This window comes from Pseudomonas sp. B16(2017), from assembly GCF_002113205.1.
Lineage (GTDB): Bacteria > Pseudomonadota > Gammaproteobacteria > Pseudomonadales > Pseudomonadaceae > Aquipseudomonas > Aquipseudomonas pharyngis.
The window spans coordinates 289,302-308,793 of the sequence record NZ_NEKA01000007.1; the positions used below are offsets into that span (position 1 = coordinate 289,302).

Sequence of the window (19,492 nt, forward strand, 5' to 3'; positions counted from 1 at the left end):
CTAGACGTGTTGGATAAGCAGATTGACCGGGAAATCCCCCAGCGCGGCGCTGACCTGCAGCTCCCTGTTTTTTGTGACTGCGGTGCTCGAAAAAAGTCCCTTCGGATTTTCGTCAGAGGTGTCGAACGGTAAAACCACCCGCGTATCGCCCCAGCGCAGCGCGTCAACCATCGGCACAGCACTGTTTTCCAGCAAGGTTGAGCAACGGATTGGCACGATCACGATGATCCGTCGCTCCCCATGCTCGCGGGCAAACGCGAGCACGTTGTGCGCCTGGCTGCCCAGCACCTCGAGGGCCTGGTACGAACCCTGGCGAAACAACTCGGTGTGGTCGGCGCGCAGACGCAGCACCTCGGCGATCAATGCTTGCTTGATTCGCCCGTCGCGCCAGCTCGCCAACAGCTCCTGAACCGGCCCGGGTGCCTCCAGCGCCTGCTGCCTGGCGGCGTAGTCCACTGGCCGGCGGTTGTCCGGGTCGACCATGCTGAAGTCCCAGAACTCGTTGCCTTGATACAAGTCCGGCACTCCCGGCACCGTCATGCGCAGCAAGGTTTGCGCCAGACCGTTGAGGGCGCCGGCGGCGGCGATGCTGTTGAGGGTCTTGGCCAGCGCTGCGCGCAGCAGTTCGCCTTCAGGAGCCAGCAGTAATTGTTCGGTGAACGCCTGGGCTGCGTTTTCGTAGGCTTCGTTCGGCGCGCTCCAGCTGCTTTGCAGCTTGGCTTCGCGCAGGGCTTTCTGCTGCCACTGCCAGACACGTTTGGCGTAATCGGCGAAGCCCGCCTGATCGTCGTCACGCAACTCCAGCGGCCAACTGCCGAGCAGCGCCTGATAAAGGATCAGTTCGTCCGCAGACGACGGCAGCTGATCGTCATGGCGCAGCGGTCGGGCGAGGGCGCGCCACAGCTCGATCTGTTCGGCGTACCAATGGCTGCGCTCGCTGAGCACGGCCAGCCGCGCGCGGGTGTCTTCCCCGCGTTTGTGGTCGTGGGTGGCGGTGGCCAACAGATTGTCGGGAAAGCTCTCCAGACGTTGCAGGTTCACCGCGTGAAAGTCGCTGACCGGCGCACTGAACTGCTCGGTGTTGTAGCCGACGTCATTGCGCGAAAGCAGCACCGCCGAACGATACAGCGCGGTGTCTTCCACCGCTTTGGCGGCGGCCGGCGAAGTGAGCTGTTGAAAGCGCACGCAGGCATGGCGCAGGATTTTGCGCGAGCGCCCACGGGGTTTGCGCCGCCATGGCTGGCCACCGAGCCAACCGGCTACGGAATCCAGCACTGGCCAATCGGCTTCGCTCAATGTCTGCCGTGCACCGTCCATGGCCTGCTGGAAAAACACCTCGTCCCGGGCCGAGCGGCCCATCGGGGTGATGTAGGTGCGATAGACCGGGAAGTGCACGATCAGCGCCTGCAGCACCCGGCGGATCGAGCCGAGCGTAAGGTCGCGTGTCATCAGGTCGTCGCGCGCCACTTGCAGCAGGGCGTGGGCGACGCTTTCGCAATCGCTGGCCAGCGAACCGTTGAGGATCTGCTGGCGCGCCAGTTGGGCTTCTTCGATGAACGCGGCGGGGCGCTCGGTGCGGCGTTGCCACAAGTCACCGAGCACGTGTTCGCCGTCCGGGTCGTGTTGCAGCAGCGACAGCTGGTTCATGAATTCGTAACCGGTGCTGCCGTCCACGGCCCAGTCGGTGGGCAGGGTTTCGCCGTCGCCGAGAATCTTCTCGACGTAGATCGGCAAGTGCCGGCCCGGCGCCAGGTGATCGAGGCGGCGGCGCAGCTTGCGGCAGTAACCGCGTGGGTCGGCGAGGCCGTCGATGTGGTCGATGCGCAGGCCGTCGATCAAGCCCTCGCCGATCAACTGGAAAATCTTGCCGTGGGTGGCCTCGAACACTGCCGGACGCTCGACTCGCAAACCGCCGAGTTCGTTGATGTCGAAGAAGCGCCGCCAGTTGATGTCGTCCGCCGCCGTGCGCCAGCTCGCCAGACGATAGCTTTGCCGCTCCAGCAATTGGTGCAGGCGCTGAAAACCGTCTTCGGTCTTCGAATCGTAGTGCGTCAGGTTGCGCTCAATGGCCTGCAGAATCTGCGGGTCGCTGGCCAGTTGCTGAAGTTCTTCCTTGAGCGGAATCGCCAGCGCGCGAGCGTCGGTCTGATAACTGAGCGCGCTGAAACGTTCAGCGAGGGCCCTGAGGGCTTCGTTCGGTGTGTCAGCGGACCTGAGCAGTTCGCCGTAGTCGCCGGGGCAGATGGGGAAGTGATGCTCGTAATGCTCGACATGGAAGGTGCCACTTTCGGCGTTGAACACCAGCGGCAGAGTCGCGTCCTGCAACGCGACGCCATAGTCACTGCCGAGAAACGGCAACAGCAACTGGCCTTCCATCAATGGGTCGGGCGAGTGCCACTGAATGTCGAAGAACTCGCCGTAGGGGCTGAGCCGTCCCCATTCCAGCAGATCGAGCCACCACGGGTTGTCCCCGCCACCGACTGCCATGTGATTGGAGACGATGTCGAGGATCAGCCCCATACCGTGCTCGCGCAGGCTGGCGACCAGACGACGCAAGGCTGGCTCGCCGCCAAGTTCCGGATTGACCCGGGTCGGGTCGACCACGTCGTAGCCATGCATGGAGCCCGCACGGGCGGCGAGCAACGGCGAGGCATAAATGTGGCTGATGCCGAGTCGGGAGAAATACGGCACCAGCGGCACCGCCTGATCAAGGGTGAAACCGCGATGAAATTGCAGGCGAACCGTGGCGCGCAGTGTCGGGATAGGCAATGCACTCATTGGTCACGCTCGGCTGCTTGAAGGCGGGCACACGCCAATAGTTCCAGGCGTCTTGCGGCGTCTACACCGTCGAGCAGTGTCTCACTGGTGGCCGGCAAGCGGCGCGACCAGTTCGGGTGGGTGTCGATGGTGCCGGGCAGGTTGGCCTGTTCGTCGAGCCCCAGCGCATCTTCCAGTGGCAACAGCACCAGCGGCGCGCGAGTGTGGCCGAGGAAACGCACAGCGGCGTCGACCACCTGATCGGCCTCGTGGGATTCCTCGCGAAAGTTCTGCGGGTCCTGGCTCAAGGCACTGCGCAGGCCTTCACGCTCGCGTTCACGATAACGGCGCCAATCGATTTCGCCGTTGGCATCGACCAGCCCGAGCCGCGCGTTCCAGTCGATGTCGCGGCCATGCCACCAGCCATTGAGCGTCGGCAGATCGTGGGTGCTGGTAGTGGCCAGTGCGTTGTCCGGCCAGTCGAGGATCGGTTTGAAATGGGTGTTGTCCTGTTCGAACAACAGCACGCGCATGCCGAGCATGGCGCGGGCGATCAGTTTCTCCCGCAGGCCGTCGGGTACGGTGCCGAGGTCTTCACCGAGCACTATCGCTTGATGACGATGGGATTCGAGGGTCAGCAGACGCAGCAAGTCGTCCACCGGGTAATACAGGTACGCACCGTCTGCCGGGGCGGAACCGTTGGGGATGACCCATAACCGTTGCAGGCCCATGACGTGGTCGATGCGCAGCCCGCCGGCGTGGGCGAAGTTGGCGCGCAGCATCTCGATAAACGCGCGAAAACCGTTGCGCACCAGGCCTTCCGGGGAAAACGCGGAAATACCCCAGCCCTGTCCGGAGCGATTGAGAATGTCCGGAGGCGCACCGACGGTCAGCGAGGCGAGCAGTTCGTCCTGAAAACTCCAGGCCTGGCTGCCGGCGCCGTCGGCACCCACCGCCAGGTCAGCAATCAGGCCGATGCCCATGCCGGCGCTGCGAGCGGCGGTCTGGGCACGTTCCAGGCAGCGGTGAATCAACCATTGGCAGAACGTGAAGTAACTGATGCGCTCGGCGTATTCCTCGGCAAATGCGCCGAGCGCTGCGCCGCGCGGGTCGTGCCAGTGTTCTGGCCATTCGCGCCAGTCGAGGCTCTCGCCACGGGCGGCGCGCATTTCCTGGATGGCTTCGAAGCGGCAGTGGTTTTCCAGCGCTTCACCGCCGGCATCGCGGAAACTGGAGAAGTCGGCGTGCAACGGGTGTTCGCCGCTGATGAAGCCGTCGTACAAGGCTTGCAGCAGTTTCAGTTTGGCCTCGGCCGCTTTCGGCCAGTCGACCAGTTTCAGGTCTTCCAGTTGCTTGAACTGGTCGGTCAGGCCGGCGGCGTCAATCGCATCACGCAGCGCGCGCTCGCCGAGGATGGTCCCCGGTGCGGCATACAGCGGATTGAGAAACAGCCGACTGGACGGCGAGTAAGGGCTGTAGCGCCCGGTGTCGGCGCTGAACATCGCGTGCAATGGGCTGATCGCCAGTGCATCGGCACCCCGTTCGCCGGCCACCCGGGCCAGTTCTTCCAGGGCCTGGGTATCGCCGAAACCGCCATCGCCAGGGCGACGCAAACCATAAAGCTGCACGCTCAGGCCCCAAGCGCGCGGGATCGGACTGTCCACCGCGTCACCCACGCTGAAGCAGCGTTCCGGCGCCACGGCCAGGGTGAATTGCTGATCGGCGATGTGCACTTGCTGATAGCCGACCGGAATCTCTCCGGGCAGTATCGACTCCGCATCAAGCCGCAGGCTCAAGCGCGAGCCATCTTCAAGGTGAACCTCACAAGGGGTTTCTGGTTCGAAATAGCGGGCCAGATCCAGGCCCTTGCCGAGATCGGCAGTAAGCAGTGGCGGCAGTTGGCGATTTTCCTGTACCTGTTGCAGTTCAAGCAGGCTGGCGTCGATTTCCTGGGCAGTGCTGGCCGGGTGGCCGAGACCGATCAGCACATTGCGAAGCACGGCCGGGGCGACTTTTTGGGCTCGCCCGTTGGCGTCGATCCAGTCGACGGCAAGGCCGGCTCGGCTGGCGAGAATTTCCAGTTGCGCATCGCTCATAGGCGCTCTCCATCCAAGGGGGGCAAAGGGGTTGCGGCCGTGAGGCTGACGAGCGCGCAATACGGGGGCAGAAGGCCCTTATCCGACATCTCGGCAGCGGGGGGCTGTTGAAACAGCCACACCGCGCCGGTCCGTGGAGGGTTGACCACTGCCGTCTCGCTGAGGTTCAGGTCAATTCGCAACTCACTGCCATCGCCCAGACGCCAGCGTGCGCTGACCGCACCACGGCCCAGCATTTGCGCGCCAAGGGCCTGGGTGCCGGACAGGTTCGGGATGATGTAGCGGTGACGCAATTGCAGCAGGTGACGATAGAGCTCATTCGTTGCCTGCTGGCGCGGTGTGCCATTACCGGACCGCGTTGGCCGCGAGGCGTGGAAGGTCGATTCGGCGTTGGGGTCGGGTATCCGTTCGCGCTTATGCGGGTCGGTGAACGCACTGAATGCAGCGAACTCGTTGCGACGGCCTTCTCGTACCTGTTTCGCCAGTTCGCCGTGGTGGCTGGTGAAGAACAGAAACGGTTGCTCGGCGGCATATTCATCGCCCATGAACATCAGCGGAATCATCGGCGACAGCAACAGCAGCACCGTCGCCGCCTCGAGCGCGCGCGGATCGGCCAACTGATGCAGGCGCTCGCCGAAGGCACGGTTGCCGATCTGGTCATGGTTTTGCAGAAACAGTACGAAGGCAGTGGACGGCAGATGCTCGCTCGGTTCGCCGCGTGGTTCGCCGTGGCGGGTGATATGCCCCTGAAACACGAAACCCTGGCTCAGGCAGCGGGCCAGTTGTTCGGTCGGTTGCAGAGCGTAGTCGGCGTAGTAGGCATCGGTTTCGCCCGTCAACAACACATGCAAAGCGTTATGGCCGTCGTCATTCCATTGGGCGTCGTAATTTTCTTCCAGCAGGCTCGATTGGTTGAGTTCGTTCTCGACGGTCAACCATACATGACGGGCAGGGTCGACCTGCTGGCGGACACGCTGCGCCAGTTCGGGCAGGAAGTCCTGACTTTCTATTGCATGGACGGCATCCAGGCGCAAACCGTCGAAACGGTATTCCAGCAGCCACATCAGTGCGTTTTCGACGAAGAAGTCCCGCACCTCACGACGGCGAAAGTCGATGGCCGCGCCCCACGGGGTGTGTTTGTCTTCGCGGAAAAAGCCCTTGGCGTAGCGATGCAGGTAGTTGCCGTCCGGACCGAAATGGTTGTAGACCACGTCGAGAATCACCGCCAGACCGTGGCCATGGGCGCTGTCGATCAGATGCTTGAGTTGTTCCGGAGTGCCATAGGAGGCTTGTGGCGCAAAATGCAGTACGCCGTCATACCCCCAGTTGCGATAGCCGGGGAATTGTGCGATCGGCATCAGTTCGATAGCGGTGATGCCCAGGGCGGCCAGTCGGGCCAGATCCTTTTCGACCTCATCGAATCCGCCTAGCGCACCCACATGCAACTCGTAGATCACCGCTTCATTCCACGGCCGACCTCGCCACGTTACGTGTTGCCATGGATAGGCGTGGGGATCGACCACCACGCTGTGACGGTCGATATCACCGTCCTGCGCCCTGGAGGCCGGGTCGGGCACCTCCAGTTCGCCGTCGATGTTGAAGCGGTAGCGGCTGCCGGCAGGGCAGCGGGTCTTGATGACAAACCAGCCATCGCCCTGGGGCAGCATGGGCAGCGACTGGCCGTTGCCCAGCTCGACGCTGACGTAAAACGCATCCGGCGCCCACAGCGCAAATTGTGTGTGGTCGGCATCCAGCATGATCGCGCCGTGGGGCCAGCTTTCAGGTGTCCGTGACGGCATTGTTGTAAAGCTCCCTGGTTATTTGTGGTGCGTTTTTCCCAGCGACTTGGCCACCAGTTGTTCGTAGAGTTCGGCGTAGGGTTCGACCGCCTTGCACCAGTTGAATGGCGCGGCCATTGCCCGGCAGCGCATGGCGTTGAGCAGTTCGGGAAAGGCAAATACCTTGAACGCGCGGCTCAGGGCTTCGCGGTAGCTGTCGGCGGTCGATTCGTTGAACAGGAAACCGGTAACACCGTTTTCGATGGTGTCGGCCAGCCCGCCGGTGTTGCGCGCGACCGGCAACGAGCCGAAACGCTGGGCGTACATCTGGCTCAGACCGCACGGTTCATAACGCGACGGCATCAGCAGGAAATCGCTGCCGGCGAACATCCGCCGGGCGTCGGTTTCGTTGAAGCCGATGCGCACGCCGATCTGGCCGGGGAAGCGCAGCGCCAGTTCGCGCATGGCTTGTTCTTCTTCCGGCTCGCCACGACCGATGATTGCGATCTGGCCACCGTTCTGCACGATGTATTCCGACACCGCCTCGGTCAGGTCGAGGCCTTTTTGATAGACCAGCCGCGAGACCACGGCAAACAGCGGACCTTCCGATTGTTCCAGGCCGAACAGTTCGCGAACGTGGGCGGCATTGACCGCTTTGCCTTCCCAGTCGCCGATGGCGAACGGTGCGAACAGGTGCGGGTCGGTGGCGGCGTCCCAGCTTTCATCGATGCCGTTGGGGATGCCGCTGAGCAAACCTTGCTGGGTCTTGGCAGCGAGAAAACCGTCGAGACCGCAGCCGAAATCCGGTGTGGTGATTTCCTGCGCGTAGGTAGCGCTGACCGTGGTGATATGGCTCGAATAGGCCATGCCGGCCTTGAGGAACGACATTTTGCCGTAGAACTCCATGCCTTCCTGTTGCAGGGCATGGGCGGGAATCCCGAGTTCGGGGCATGAGCCCAGGCTGGTCACGCCTTGATAAGCGAGGTTGTGAATGGTGAACAGGGTCGGCGTGCGTTGCCCGCGCCAGTGCATATAGGCAGGCGCGAGACCGGCCGGCCAGTCGTGGGCGTGCACCAGATCCGGGCACCAGTGGATTTGCGCGAGGTTGGCGGCGATATCGGCTGCGGCCAGACCCAGACGAGCGAAGCGAATGTGGTTGTCCGGCCAGTCGCGACCATTGTTGGCGCCATACGGGCCACCGTCACGGGCGTAGAGTTCAGGGCAGATCAAGACATAAATGACCAGACCGTCGGGCATGTCCATGCGCCCGATCTTGCAGGGTGGCAGTGCAGCGTGGCCACCCAGTTCGCCGATGATGTGGATCGGATTTTCGCTGTTCATGACCTGCGGGTAACCCGGGATCAATACCCGCACGTCATGCAGATGTGCCATCGCGCGGGGCAGGGCGGCAGAAACGTCTCCCAGACCGCCGGTTTTCACCAGATCGGCGATTTCCGAGGTCACGAACAACACTTTTTTCTTGTTGGGGTTCTGACTGGCTATCGGCGTCAGTGTCTTGGTGATCGGGACGCTGATCGATCGGCTGCCGGGAACGCTTAAAGTGCTCGATTCACCCATCGGCTGATGAGCCCGTTCTCCCTGAATTTCCAATGCCGCACTGATCATATGAATCTCCCGTCTTTTTGATCTGATTCTTGTCTTGAACATGCGATGTCCATGGCCAGGTCCTGTGGCCGGGCGCAAACACGCCACGCATGAGTGAGCAAAACGCTACCCAACACGTGCAAGCAGAATGGGTGAGGGGGCCATTGCAAGACTTGAACCAGTCGCTTTGGCCCTGCCTATCAGATGACCCGCCGCGATCTGCAAAAGTTTCGACGAATTTTTGACTTTGTGACCGGCCGGTTTTACCCCGCGAAAACCAGTCTAGGCCAGATCCTAGAGCGGGCCAGGGCAATTGGATGAATTGTTCGACAATCTGTTGCAGGCTCACGAAATCCGTGGCTTCGGGAGGGGGTGCGCCCCGACGAAGTGCATGTCTGGCGGGTTCGGTGACGCAAAGTGGTGACCGGCCAGTCACGATTTCGGGCGCTGGGAAAGTGCGGGCGCACTGTTGCGGTGCGGACAGCTGTGTTGGCGGGCAGACAGTGGGTGCTGCTTCGCGGGCAGGGATTGCCCGCGAAGGCGAGGGGACTCAGTTAAGCAGGCGGATAGATTCCCCGGCTGACCACCCTCGAATGTCTTCGATCATCTGCGAAAAGAACAACTCATAGTTCTGGCGGCTGACGTAGCCGACATGAGGCGTGGCCAGCACATTGTCGAGGGTGCGAAACGGGTGCAGTGCCGGCAGCGGTTCCTGATCGAACACGTCAAGGGCCGCACCGCCGATACGCTGTTTCTGCAAGGCCTTGATCAGCGCCGCTTCGTCGACAATCGGCCCGCGCGCCGTGTTGACCAGCAGGGCGGTCGGCTTCATCCAGTCCAGCGCCTGGGCATCGACCAGGCCCCGGCTGCGATCGCTGAGCACCAGGTGCACCGACAGCACGTCAGCCTGTTCGAACAATTGCTGCTTGCTGACATAGGTGACGCCAGCCTGTTCGGCGCGTTCGGCGGTGAGGTTTTCGCTCCAGGCGATGACGCGCATGCCGAATGCCTGACCGAACTGCGCCACCCGCTGGCCGATGCTGCCGAGCCCGAGGATGCCCAGGGTCTTGCCGTGCAGGTCGCCGCCCAGACCTTGCTGCCACTGGCCGGCGCGCAGGGCGTTGGCTTCGCTCACCAGATTGCGGGTGGCGGCCATGATCAGCGCCCAGGTCAGTTCCGGCGCTGCGTGTTTGTAGCTGTCGGTGCCGCAGACCTTGATCCCGAGGCGGGCCGCGGCCGGCATATCCAGCGCCGCGTTACGCATGCCGCCGGTGACCAGCAGCTTCAGGTTCGGCAAGCGTTTGAGCAGGTCTTCGTCGAAGCGTGTGCGTTCGCGCATCACGCAGATCACTTCGAACCGGCCCAGACGTTCGGCCAGCGTGGCGTTGTCCGCCGGGTACTCATGGACGAAGGTGACTTCGCCGAGACTGTCGAGCACCGACCAGTCGACTGCGCCCCGCGCGACGTCCTGCCAGTCATCGATCACCGCAATCTGCACCGCCATCAGCGTTACCTCTTCAACGAACGGGATTGGTTTTGTCCAGCCAGCCGAGCAGCGCCTCGTGGAACTTCGCCGGCTCTTCCATCTGCGGGGCGTGGCCCATGCCGGGGAATTCCACCAGCGTGGACTGAGGAATCAGTTTCGCCACCTGCTTGCCCAGCACCTCGTAGTGACCGATTTTCGCCTTCACTTCGGGCGGCGCGATGTCCTTGCCGATGGCGGTGGTGTCGGAGGTGCCGATCAGCAGCAGGGTCGGCATCTTCAAATCCTTGAACTCGTAGTACACCGGCTGGGTGAAGATCATGTCGTAGATCAGCGCCGAGTTCCATGCGACCTGAGTCTTGCCCGGACCGTTGCTCAGGCCGGCGAGCATGTCCACCCAGCGGTCGAATTCGGGTTTCCAGCGGCCGTCGTAATAGGTCGTGCGTTCGTAGTCGCGAATGCCCTGGGCGGTGACTTTCAATTCGCGCTGATACCACTGATCGACGCTGCGGTAAGGCACGCCAAGGGCTTTCCAGTCTTCCAGGCCGATCGGGTTGACCAATGCCAGTTGCTCGACTTGATCCGGGTATTGCAACGCGTAACGGGTGGCGAGCATGCCGCCGGTGGAGTGGCCGAGCAGGGTGGCCTTCTGGATGCCCAGCGCCTTGAGCAATTGTTGGGTGTTGGCCGCCAGTTGCTGGAAGGTGTACTGGTAGTGATCGGGTTTGCTGGAGGTACAGAAACCGATCTGATCCGGGGCGACCACCCGGTAACCGGCTTCGCTGAGGGCCTTGATCGAACTGTCCCAGGTCGCGCCGCAGAAATTCTTGCCGTGCATCAGCACCACGGTGCGCCCGTTGGCCTTGCCGTGGGCGGCGACGTCCATGTAACCCATCTGCAGCGACTTGCCCTGAGACTGAAAGGCAAAGTGCTTGAGGGTGTAGGGATACTCGAAACCCTGCAATTGCGGGCCGTATTGCGGGCCTTCGGCATGAGCGAGCAGGGGCAGGGCGGCGGTCAGCAGCAGGCCGGGCAGCCAGCGGGTCAGCGATACAGACATAGGACAACTCCACAAGAAATCGGCCGATGCTGGAACGGCCGGATTAGGGCGACGTTAAACACAGGCAATCCCCGGGCCCGATCGTTCAACCGAGCCAGCCGAGGGTGAGCATCGCCAGCACCCCGTAGCGGGCGCCTTTGGCGAGAGTGACGATCAACAGAAAACGCCCGAGAGGTTCGCGCATGACCCCGGCGATCAGCGTCAGCGGATCGCCGATGACCGGCAACCAGCTGAGCAGCAACGACCAGTGACCGTAACGCTGATAGTGAACGCGGGCTCGCTCCATATGCCTGGGGCTGACCGGAAACCAGCGCCGGTCCTGAAAGCGTTCCAGCCTGCGCCCCAGCCACCAGTTCACCAGCGAACCGAGGACGTTGCCCAGCGTCGCCACGGCCAGCAGCCCCCAAAGCCAATAGCGCTCGCTGACCAGCAGCCCGACCAGTACGGCTTCCGATTGCAGCGGCAACAGCGTCGCCGCACCGAACGCGGCCAGGAACAGCCCGAGATAACCCGCCGTCATCAATGGGCCGGGTAATCCGCCACCACCACATCGGCACCGTCTTTCTTCAGGCCGATCACTTGATACGCGTCGCTCATGCCGTCCATTTCCATGCCCGGCGAGCCCATTGGCATGCCCGGTGCGGCAACGCCCAGCAGGTCGTCACGTTTGCTCAGGGCCAGCACCTGTTCCGCCGGAACATGGCCCTCGACGAATTTGCCGTTGATGATTGCCGTGTGGCAGGACGCCAGACGTGGCGGTACGCCGTGTTGCTGCTTGAAGCTGCTCATGTCGCTTTCGACGTGGTCTTCGACCTTGAAGCCATTGGCTTCCAGATGGCTGATCCACTTTTTGCAGCAGCCGCAGTTGGCGTCGCGGTGGACTTCGATCGGAATAAGATCGGCGGCTTGCGCCAGGGAGGAGATGAACAGCGCGCTCAGGGCGGCCAGACGCAGATGGTTTCGCATGAATGGCTCTCGGCTTAGAGGAGAAACGGTCAAAAAAGGAAGGCATTTTGACCGGTTTTTCCTGCCGGGCATCAACGGAGTGTTTCCAAGTGATACGAGGCAGGCCTGCCAACATGATCGTAGATCAAAGCTGACAGGCCACTGAGCGCAAGATGACAAAACGGTCAGCGAACCTTGAACCGCCCCATGATCGCGCTGACCCGGCTGTTGGCTTCCAGCAACTGGCGGGTGTTGAGTTCGCTGGCCTGACCGCTTTCCACCAGCTCATCAACCATGTGGCGGATCTGCACCATGCTGCGGTTGATCTCCTCGGTGACCGCGCTTTGCTGTTCGGCGGCAGTGGCGATCTGGGTGCTGAGGCTGTTGATGTGGCTGACCGAACCGGCCATCTCGTCGAGGCCACTGTTGACTCGCGCCGTGGCATCGGCGGCCGACTGGCAGCTGGCCTGGGTGTTTTCCATGGCGCTGACCGACGAGCTCACGCCCTGGGTCAGACGGCTCAACATCTCGTTGATTTCGGAGGTGCTGGCCTGGGTGCGGGCGGCAAGGGCACGCACTTCATCGGCCACCACCGCAAAGCCGCGACCCTGTTCACCAGCGCGGGCCGCTTCGATGGCAGCGTTGAGCGCCAGCAGGTTGGTCTGGCCGGCAATGGCGCCGATCACGCCGAGGATTTCGGTGATGCGCTGGGCGTCCTGCTGCATGCTTTCGACCTTGTGGGTGGCGCTGGCCACTTCGTCGATCAACGCCACCACGCTGCTTGACGCTTCGCCAACCACCACGCGCGAGCGGTCGGCGTTTTCATTGGCGCGTTGGGTGAACGCGGCGGTTTCGGCAGCATTTTGCGCCACGCTTTCGGCGGTCGAACTCATTTCATTGATTGCAGTAACCGTCTGGTCGGTTTCCGAGGCGTGGCGCAGCAGAATCTGGCTGGTGTGCGCCGAGGTGCGTTGCAGGTTGTCGAGGCTCGAGGCCATGGCGCCGGTGGCCTGGGTGACTTCGCCGATCATGTTCTGCAGGTAGGTGATGAAGGTGTTGACCGAATGCCCGATGGCGCCGAGTTCATCTTCAGCGCGTATGGTGATGCGTCGGGTCAGGTCGGCATCGCCGCTGGACAGCGAATCGATGTTGGCTTTCAGCGCTTTCATGCGCGAGACCAGTTGGCGGATCGCGTAGACCTGCAGCAGCACGAGCAGGATCACCAGCGGAATCTGCAACAGGCTCAGGCTGCTGAGCACGTCATCACGCTGGGCGGTGAGCATTTTGGTCGGCAGCGCGGTGGCGAGGAACCACGGGGTGCCTTCGATCGGGCGCATGAAGAAGGTGCTGGCTTCACCGTGATTGTCGAATTCGACGCGCTGCGCCTGATCGCGGTTTTGCAGCCCGGCCTTGACCTGGCTGGCGAAGGTCGAGCCACCGGCCAGTTCGCTGATGTTCTTCAGCACGATCGGCCCGCTGATGCGCGAGCTGTTGCTGATGATCTTGCCGTCAGCCTCGACGATCAGCATTTCGGCGTTGAGGTCTTTTTCCTTGCGCGCCACCAGATCGTTGAAGAAGCCCAATGTCACGTCGATGGTCGAGACGCCCCAGGCGCTGCCGTTTTTCTGGATGGCCATGGCGCAGTTGGTGCGCGGTTCGGCGCTGGCGTCATCTTTATAGGCAGCGGCCCACGCGCATTGGCCGCGCGGGGTCTGCATGCCGCCCTTGTACCAGCTCTGGTCGTAATAGTTGGGGGCTGCGTCGCTGTTCCAGAAGGTGTTCACCGCCAGTTTGCCGGAGGCGTCGCGGTGCCAGAACGTACTGAACTTGTTGCGTCCGGCCTCACGCTGGCCGGGCAACGGCCAGATGCCGCCGCCGAATACTTTGAGCTCGCCGTATTGATCCACCAGCCCCGGCAACACGGTGTCGATGGCTGCGCTGTCGAGCAGCGGGATGGTCTGGGTGATGCTGCGCTGTTGCGCCTGGACCTTGTTCAGTTCGCCCTGGATCTGCTCGGCCACTTCAGCAATGCGATTGAGCACCACCTGTTCTTCGGTATGGCGCAGCTTGGGCGCAACCAGCTGGCTGATGCCAACCACGGTCAGCACCGACAACAACAGAATGAACAGAACCAGAAACAGCGTGTAGCGAGCCTGAATGGTGCGGAATGCGGGCATGGAAACCGGTCCTTGAGCAGGGATTCTTATTGTGGGCAGGGGGAAAACAGCGCGGGTTTCCTAACGTATCGTCGCGACTTCGGGAAGCTTTAGGTACTTGCGTCCTAAAAGATGCAATCCCGACCGATGGAGCGTATCCGGCCTGATACACGAGGACTAACTGTCCCGAACATTAGAGCGATAAACCCACTTTCATCACATTGTCATGAATGCTCTGGTCCCGTATTTCCGGGGCTGTTGTCGGTTTGTATCGTGAATGTACGAAAATTGTAAAAAAGTGCAGAAAGGAGTTGGTGCCATTAGTTTGCCGGCCGATACTCCGGGCAACTCAAAAGTCGTCCAACAAGGAATTTTTCATGTTTTCCTCGCAAGGAGCCTGCTCATGACTATCGGCTATACCGGTGCCTGGCAACCCAAGGCGGGTTTGCTGGTTCGAGACACAGGAAGCTCGAGCAAACCGGTTTCCCAAAGCGTGAAGGTCAAGCAGATGCTGGCTCTGGTCGGCAACGACCCCAACGCAATCAGCATCGCCGAGATGGACAAGCAGGGTCTGCACAAAAACATCAAGGGTTTCGATCCCACCAATGTTTCGGCCAAACAATTGGGCAGCCTCAGTGCAATGCTGCGCAGCCGTGGCCTGATTTCCGAAGTCACGTCCATTACTCTGCTCAACGCCGGCGACAAGTTTGATCGCTTCGGCATTCAGAAGGATCCGGACGCCAAGTTCAATGCGCTGGAGTACTTCGCGACGCAACTGGATACCATCCAGAACAACAATCTCAAGGGCAACAAGTACGCCAATACGTTGATCCCCGAGTACAAGAAAGCCATCTATGTGCTGCAGAATTTGCAGACCTACGGTCAGGGTGGGGAGCGCAAGCCTCCTACCGACAAGGGTGTCAGCGCCAAGGCGTGATCACGCAGGCCCGCCCGGTTAACGGAGCGGGCCTCGTCGTTCATGGCACATTGAGTTCCCGACGCCGCATGTCTTCCTGCAGACGTTGCATCCGCGGACAGTGCAATGTCAGCGTTCCTGGCTGGAACCCGCGATGAAACAGGGCCAGCCATCCCGAGCCTTTTTCATCGGGCGCCAGCCCGGTGAAGGTGAAGTCCATGGTCGACAACTGGCGCCAGGCACTGTCGAAACCCTGCGCGAGTCTGAGCCTGATCGAAATCAGCCAATGGTCCGGCAACTGCTGCAGTTGCTTGAGCAATCCGTCGTCAAGCGATTCCAATACGCCGTCATAGCGCCCCCAACGCTGATCCAGTTGTATGGGGTCGCCGACCCAGGGTGATGGGTTGTCCCGTGTCCCGAACATGTCGACCATCTGCTGCATGAACTCGCGGCAGCCATCCGGCCATGCGAGGCTTGGCAACGGTCGCTGGTATCCGTCGATCTGGAGATAGCCGAGCACCAACGACTCCGGCACCGGTTCGCCAAAGGGCGAAGGGGCATGATCGGGTAGCAGCCCGGTGTTGTGAAACCCCAGACGGGCGGCCATCCGTTGCGTGTAGGGATGGTGGGTCATCTGCTTGATCGTCACGCCGTGGCATCCGAGCGCCTGGGCATGAACCAGCAATTGCCGGCTCAGTCGGGTGGCCACGTTCTGGCCACGGCTCTGCGGATCCACCACGCTCAATGCGAGTTCGGCAATGCGCGACTCCTTGTCGCGAATCAATGCCGCGTGCCCCAGAATCTTTCCCTCCGACACCGCCACCAATGAATGCCAGCGACCGCCGACATGGTTCTGCGTGATCATGCGCGGCAGGTAAACATGGGGCTGAGCGTATTGGTTGGCGTAGACCTTTCTGAAAAGCTGGCTGACGGCACGGGCGTCGCTGTTACGGTAACTGCGCAGGATCAGGGTTTCCATCAACGGTCCTCCCGGTGCAGATTGTCGTATACCCGCAGATCGACTACACGCTGCTGTTTACCTGACCGAGGATGGCGTGACAGTGACTGAATCGTGCAGCGCCGGATCTGCAATTCGAGCAAATGCCCGGTGCTCAACTCTTCGATCAATGGATAGTCTTCGATCAACGCACGGTGCAGTAACCGGTCTGCCTGCTCAGCCATCGCAGACAGGGCATCCGGTACCCAGCGCAGGCGCAGAATATCCCTTGTGCCTTCCTGTTCGATCACCAGTTGCCAGTCTTCACTGCCGGTAATCTGCTGTACGGTTTGGCCGATGGCCTGAGGCAGGAGGGTCAGTATGCCGACACGAACCCGCTGACTGTCGGCACAGCGTCCCATCAACGCGAATTTGCGCCGAGGAACATTACCGGGCTCTCGCCAACAGGCGCGATCGCCGACCGGATAGCGAATCAACGGCATCAAGCGACGGGTCATGTTGGTCACCACCAGTCGTCCCACCCGGTTGCACCCGTCAATCACCTCTCCGGTTTCTTCGTCGAGAATCTCCAGCACGCTATGGTTGTCCGCCGCATGATGTTCGCCCAACGCGCAGTCACGTTGACTGGCGCCGATGAAACCGGCGTCGACACTGGCATAGCCCAGAGACGCAATGCGCGCACCGGGAAAGATACGGCCCAATCGTCGCAGTTGTGCCGGGAACAGACTTTCCCCGGCGTAGAGCAGGGTGGTCACGCCCTCGAGTACCCGCCCGTGCTGCTCAAGCCAGGCCGCAAAGGTCAGCAAATGGGCGGGCAGTCCGGCCAGCACATTGATTCGGTGCCGAACGACGGCATCGGCGAGGATGGCCGAGTCGACATGACCGGTGAACGGAAATTCGACGATATCCGTTTCCACATGCGCCAGCGCATCGTGGGTGAAGATGAAACTGGCGTAGAGGTCGCCAGCGAAAAACAGGTTGGCGATGCGGTCGCCCGCGTTCAACTGGCCGCTGAGACTGCGACCGAAATCCGTCACCAGTGTTTGCCATTCCTGGCGCCGGAAAATCGAGAATTTGCCGGCGCTGGTGGTTCCCCCCGTCTTGAATACCAGTGCGTTTTCCAGAGAGCCGGTCAGTGCAGGCCAGTGGTCGAGATCCTGGCTGCCTTCCCAGTAGGCAGCGGGATCGATCACCGGCAATTCAGCCAGCGAAGTGACGTGCTCGGGCACATCAGCGAAGTGGCCTGCGTAAAAGCTTGAATGGCGACGGGCAAACGCCACGAGCTCGTTCAACTCAATCCTTGTGTTCATGTTGCATTCCTTGCAAGTCAGTGGGCGGGACCACGCTGCGGTTGTCGATCACCTGCGGCGTCTTTCCGCTGTGTTTGTTTCGGGCGAACTGATCGATCGCACAGTGTTCTGCGTCCACCGTCAGCAGTCCCGTGCGGATGAGGGTCGCCAGCGTCGGGTAATTCAGCAGGCGGTCATGAACTTCGCGGGCGGGCAGCGAACTGCGAAACCGCATCCGCTCCAGCCCGTCGGGTGCGTGCTCCAGGACCAGCTGGAACTCGACCTGCAGATGCCGAGCCAGTGTTTCCAGACAGATGAAGTCCGTGCCGATGCGCAGCAGCCGGCCGTGACGTTGCAGCAGCTCGAAGCGTGGAGCCGGCAGCCCGCATGGACACCGGCCGGGTATCCAGCGGCCGCTGTCGCCAAGGTCGTATCGCTGAACGTCCTGGCCTTGTCGTTCTATCGAGGTGAACACCAGACGGCCGATTTCATCGCCATTCACCGGCTGATCGGCTTCAAACGCGACGATTTCCAGATGTTGAATATCGCTCATCAGATGGAATACGCCATCAGACGTTGCCGGGCAGGCATGACCGAGCGGCCCGGCATCGACGCTGCCGTAAATGGCCGAACGGATCAGCCTGACGCCACAGCTGTGCATCAACGCAAGGCTCTGTTCGCCGGGATGCTCACCGCCGAGAAAGACCTTTTCGATGCCGCCATAGTCACGCAATCGTGACTGCTCGTTTAGAAACAGACGATGCAGGGTGCTCGGCATGCCGACCAGTGTGGTGACGCGTTGTTCGATGATCAAACGGGCGATTTCGCGGTAATCGTCATCGGCGGGCGCGCCCATCGGCAGATGAGTGACACCCAGTAGCTCCAGCACTTTGGAAAAGCTGAAGAAGCCGCCATACAGCCCGCCACTGAAGAACAGGTTCATCACGCGGTCGCGGGCCGGGTCGAGGCCTGCGGCAAACAGCCCGTCGGCGGCGGCACGCATTTGCCGATCAAAATCGCGGTAACTGAAACCCGACAACACCGGAACGCCGCTGCTGCCCCCGGAGCGGAAGTACAGGCGGGCCGCCGGATTGATCGGGCGGGCGATAAACGTTTCCTTTGTCATGATCGGGCGACCTGCGACGCCGGGCGGCACCGGTAGCGGATCGAGCGTGGCACAGGCCGTCAGTGTCGCAACCGGCAGGCTGACCGAGACCCGCCGACTCAGGCGCTGCAAGGCATAGACACCGTCGTGGGGTTCGCCCTCGTAACCTTCGTGAATCGATTCAACGGGGGCGATTCGCGTGACGCCTGCTGCGATCAGCATCTGCGAAAGTTCTGCTGTCTCGTGTTCGGAGCAGATCAGGGCGCAGCTTTGCAGCATGTTTCGCCAAGGCACGAGCGCCTCGATGACTTGCGTTCGTGGCAGTGGTTTGAGCAGCACACTGCGAAACAGCGGCGAGGGCGCGAGTTGCTGGTCATGCGTCCAGATCACCCGCCAGCCCGGTGCTTTCCAGACATGTCCGGGGGGGCCGACAAAACTCTGGGTCAACTGCGCGATCGCCGTGTCTGTGGTGATTTGCGACGCCTCTTGAAGTGACGGCATCAAGGCCGGCCAGTGCTGGGCCCGACGTTCCAACGCCTTTGCCAGGCCCGCGCCGATGATGCGCAGAACAGCTTCGTCATCGCTGTCCACCAGCAGCCATTGCGGGCTGGAACAGGCCTGTTGGTCGAGACGACAGACTTCATCCGCCACCGCGTCCAGCGCCTCTGGCGAGGCGGTCTCGGGAGTCAGGTAAACAAAACTGATCCGATGACCCCAGTCGATCCAGCGACAGCCGGCCGGGATCTGCCGGCGGATGGATTGAAGCGCCGATTCGCCGCCCCAGGCTGAAATGCCGTTGGCGCGTTCGCAGAGTTGGCCGATTTGCTCGGTCGTTGCTGGTATGACCGCGACGTGTCCTGCGATCTGGCCGGTGGCGTCGCACTGAGTCAGCGCATGGAGCAAGCGAGCGGTCAGGCCCTGGTCACTGCTGCTGGGGCGCAGCCAGTTGACGTTGCCGGCCAGCAGGCTCTCGATCACGGCGCAGAAGGCCAACAGCGGTGCATTGCCAGGGGTGATGTGCACCACCAGACCCAGCGGGCTCCAGCGTTCGAAGTGCGACTCGCGATAGTCGATGCGGCGCAAGGCATCCGGTTGCTCCCCCAGCTCACGTTGCAGTTTGTGCTGCAGGGCATCAGGCTGGCAGAACTCGATCAGGGATTGACGGTGTTCAGGTTCAAGAGGCAGATCCGGATCGTGCAGTCGGGTGGAGAAAACCGCTACCGCATCGAGGACTGTCCCACGCTGGAGTGCCGTGCCCAGTCGCTGTGGCAGGTCCAGATGAAGTTGCTCCAGTGCGGCGTCGAGCCGGTAGTCGGGGTGAAGCTGTCCGTTGATCAGATACAT

Annotated in this window: 12 protein-coding genes and 2 pseudogenes; 1 reads left to right on the forward strand and 13 read right to left on the reverse strand. The window is 61.8% G+C overall.

Going from position 1 to position 19,492, the window contains the following annotated elements:
• The 10 genes and pseudogenes from CAG25_RS14815 to CAG25_RS29120 all read right to left on the reverse strand — a co-directional run.
• Positions 1-2,778: a malto-oligosyltrehalose synthase gene (locus tag CAG25_RS14815; RefSeq protein ID WP_085611709.1), complete on the reverse strand. Its 2,778-nt coding sequence runs from the start codon at positions 2,776-2,778 to the stop codon at positions 1-3.
• Positions 2,775-4,853, reverse strand: coding sequence for a 4-alpha-glucanotransferase (malQ, locus tag CAG25_RS14820; RefSeq protein ID WP_085611708.1), 2,079 nt, complete (start codon positions 4,851-4,853; stop codon positions 2,775-2,777). Before malQ ends, CAG25_RS14815 begins: the two co-directional genes overlap by 4 nt.
• The gene (gene treZ, locus CAG25_RS14825; RefSeq protein WP_064596307.1) at positions 4,850-6,652 is read right to left on the reverse strand and encodes a malto-oligosyltrehalose trehalohydrolase; all 1,803 of its coding nucleotides are present in this window, start codon (positions 6,650-6,652) and stop codon (positions 4,850-4,852) included. The genes malQ and treZ overlap by 4 nt, the downstream gene beginning before the upstream one ends.
• A gap of 18 nt (positions 6,653-6,670) precedes the next feature.
• Positions 6,671-8,257: a glycogen synthase GlgA gene (gene glgA / locus CAG25_RS14830; protein WP_039768136.1), complete on the reverse strand. Its 1,587-nt coding sequence runs from the start codon at positions 8,255-8,257 to the stop codon at positions 6,671-6,673.
• Positions 8,258-8,786: 529 nt separating this feature from the next.
• Positions 8,787-9,740: a D-2-hydroxyacid dehydrogenase family protein gene (locus CAG25_RS14835; RefSeq protein WP_085611707.1), complete on the reverse strand. Its 954-nt coding sequence runs from the start codon at positions 9,738-9,740 to the stop codon at positions 8,787-8,789.
• Positions 9,741-9,753: 13 nt separating this feature from the next.
• A complete protein-coding gene (locus CAG25_RS14840) occupies positions 9,754-10,779 on the reverse strand; it encodes an alpha/beta fold hydrolase (RefSeq protein WP_085611706.1) in 1,026 nt (341 codons plus the stop codon).
• Positions 10,780-10,864: 85 nt separating this feature from the next.
• Complete coding sequence (locus CAG25_RS14845; RefSeq protein ID WP_085611705.1) at positions 10,865-11,299, reverse strand: YqaA family protein; 435 nt, start codon at positions 11,297-11,299, stop codon at positions 10,865-10,867.
• A complete protein-coding gene (locus tag CAG25_RS14850) occupies positions 11,299-11,745 on the reverse strand; it encodes a DUF411 domain-containing protein (RefSeq protein ID WP_007957572.1) in 447 nt (148 codons plus the stop codon). The genes CAG25_RS14845 and CAG25_RS14850 overlap by 1 nt, the downstream gene beginning before the upstream one ends.
• A gap of 164 nt (positions 11,746-11,909) precedes the next feature.
• A pseudogene (locus CAG25_RS29115) lies at positions 11,910-12,437 on the reverse strand (methyl-accepting chemotaxis protein); the annotation flags it as partial.
• 333 nt (positions 12,438-12,770) lie between these two features.
• Positions 12,771-13,901, reverse strand: a pseudogene (locus CAG25_RS29120) (cache and HAMP domain-containing protein); the annotation flags it as partial.
• Between the two features lie 382 nt (positions 13,902-14,283).
• Between CAG25_RS29120 and CAG25_RS14860 the strand changes: the two are divergent.
• Entirely contained in the window at positions 14,284-14,817 is a 534-nt protein-coding gene (locus CAG25_RS14860) for a hypothetical protein (protein ID WP_064596317.1), read from the forward strand.
• 40 nt (positions 14,818-14,857) lie between these two features.
• On the opposite strand, the gene CAG25_RS14865 is transcribed toward CAG25_RS14860, so the two are convergent.
• Genes CAG25_RS14865 through CAG25_RS14875 form a run of 3 tightly spaced genes read right to left on the reverse strand, consistent with a single transcriptional unit; the run spans position 14,858 to position 19,492 of the window.
• Entirely contained in the window at positions 14,858-15,775 is a 918-nt protein-coding gene (locus CAG25_RS14865; RefSeq protein ID WP_085611703.1) for a GNAT family N-acetyltransferase, read from the reverse strand.
• On the reverse strand, positions 15,775-17,064 hold the full coding sequence (locus CAG25_RS14870; protein ID WP_085611702.1) for a phenylacetate--CoA ligase family protein: 1,290 nt from the start codon (positions 17,062-17,064) through the stop codon (positions 15,775-15,777). Before CAG25_RS14870 ends, CAG25_RS14865 begins: the two co-directional genes overlap by 1 nt.
• Positions 17,048-19,492, reverse strand: a complete 2,445-nt coding sequence (locus CAG25_RS14875) for an aldehyde dehydrogenase family protein (RefSeq protein WP_085611701.1) — start codon at positions 19,490-19,492, stop codon at positions 17,048-17,050. Before CAG25_RS14875 ends, CAG25_RS14870 begins: the two co-directional genes overlap by 17 nt.

Coding starts and splice junctions, on each gene's coding strand:
- CAG25_RS14835 (WP_085611707.1), bottom strand. CDS start 9,740: ATGGCGGTGCAGATTGCGGTGATCGATGACTGGCAGGACGTCGCGCGG.
- CAG25_RS14870 (WP_085611702.1), bottom strand. CDS start 17,064: ATGAACACAAGGATTGAGTTGAACGAGCTCGTGGCGTTTGCCCGTCGC.
- CAG25_RS14850 (WP_007957572.1), bottom strand. CDS start 11,745: ATGCGAAACCATCTGCGTCTGGCCGCCCTGAGCGCGCTGTTCATCTCC.
- CAG25_RS14865 (WP_085611703.1), bottom strand. CDS start 15,775: ATGGAAACCCTGATCCTGCGCAGTTACCGTAACAGCGACGCCCGTGCC.
- CAG25_RS14860 (WP_064596317.1), top strand. CDS start 14,284: ATGACTATCGGCTATACCGGTGCCTGGCAACCCAAGGCGGGTTTGCTG.
- CAG25_RS14875 (WP_085611701.1), bottom strand. CDS start 19,492: ATGTATCTGATCAACGGACAGCTTCACCCCGACTACCGGCTCGACGCC.
- glgA (WP_039768136.1), bottom strand. CDS start 8,257: ATGATCAGTGCGGCATTGGAAATTCAGGGAGAACGGGCTCATCAGCCG.
- malQ (WP_085611708.1), bottom strand. CDS start 4,853: ATGAGCGATGCGCAACTGGAAATTCTCGCCAGCCGAGCCGGCCTTGCC.
- CAG25_RS14815 (WP_085611709.1), bottom strand. CDS start 2,778: ATGAGTGCATTGCCTATCCCGACACTGCGCGCCACGGTTCGCCTGCAA.
- CAG25_RS14845 (WP_085611705.1), bottom strand. CDS start 11,299: ATGACGGCGGGTTATCTCGGGCTGTTCCTGGCCGCGTTCGGTGCGGCG.
- CAG25_RS14840 (WP_085611706.1), bottom strand. CDS start 10,779: ATGTCTGTATCGCTGACCCGCTGGCTGCCCGGCCTGCTGCTGACCGCC.
- treZ (WP_064596307.1), bottom strand. CDS start 6,652: ATGCCGTCACGGACACCTGAAAGCTGGCCCCACGGCGCGATCATGCTG.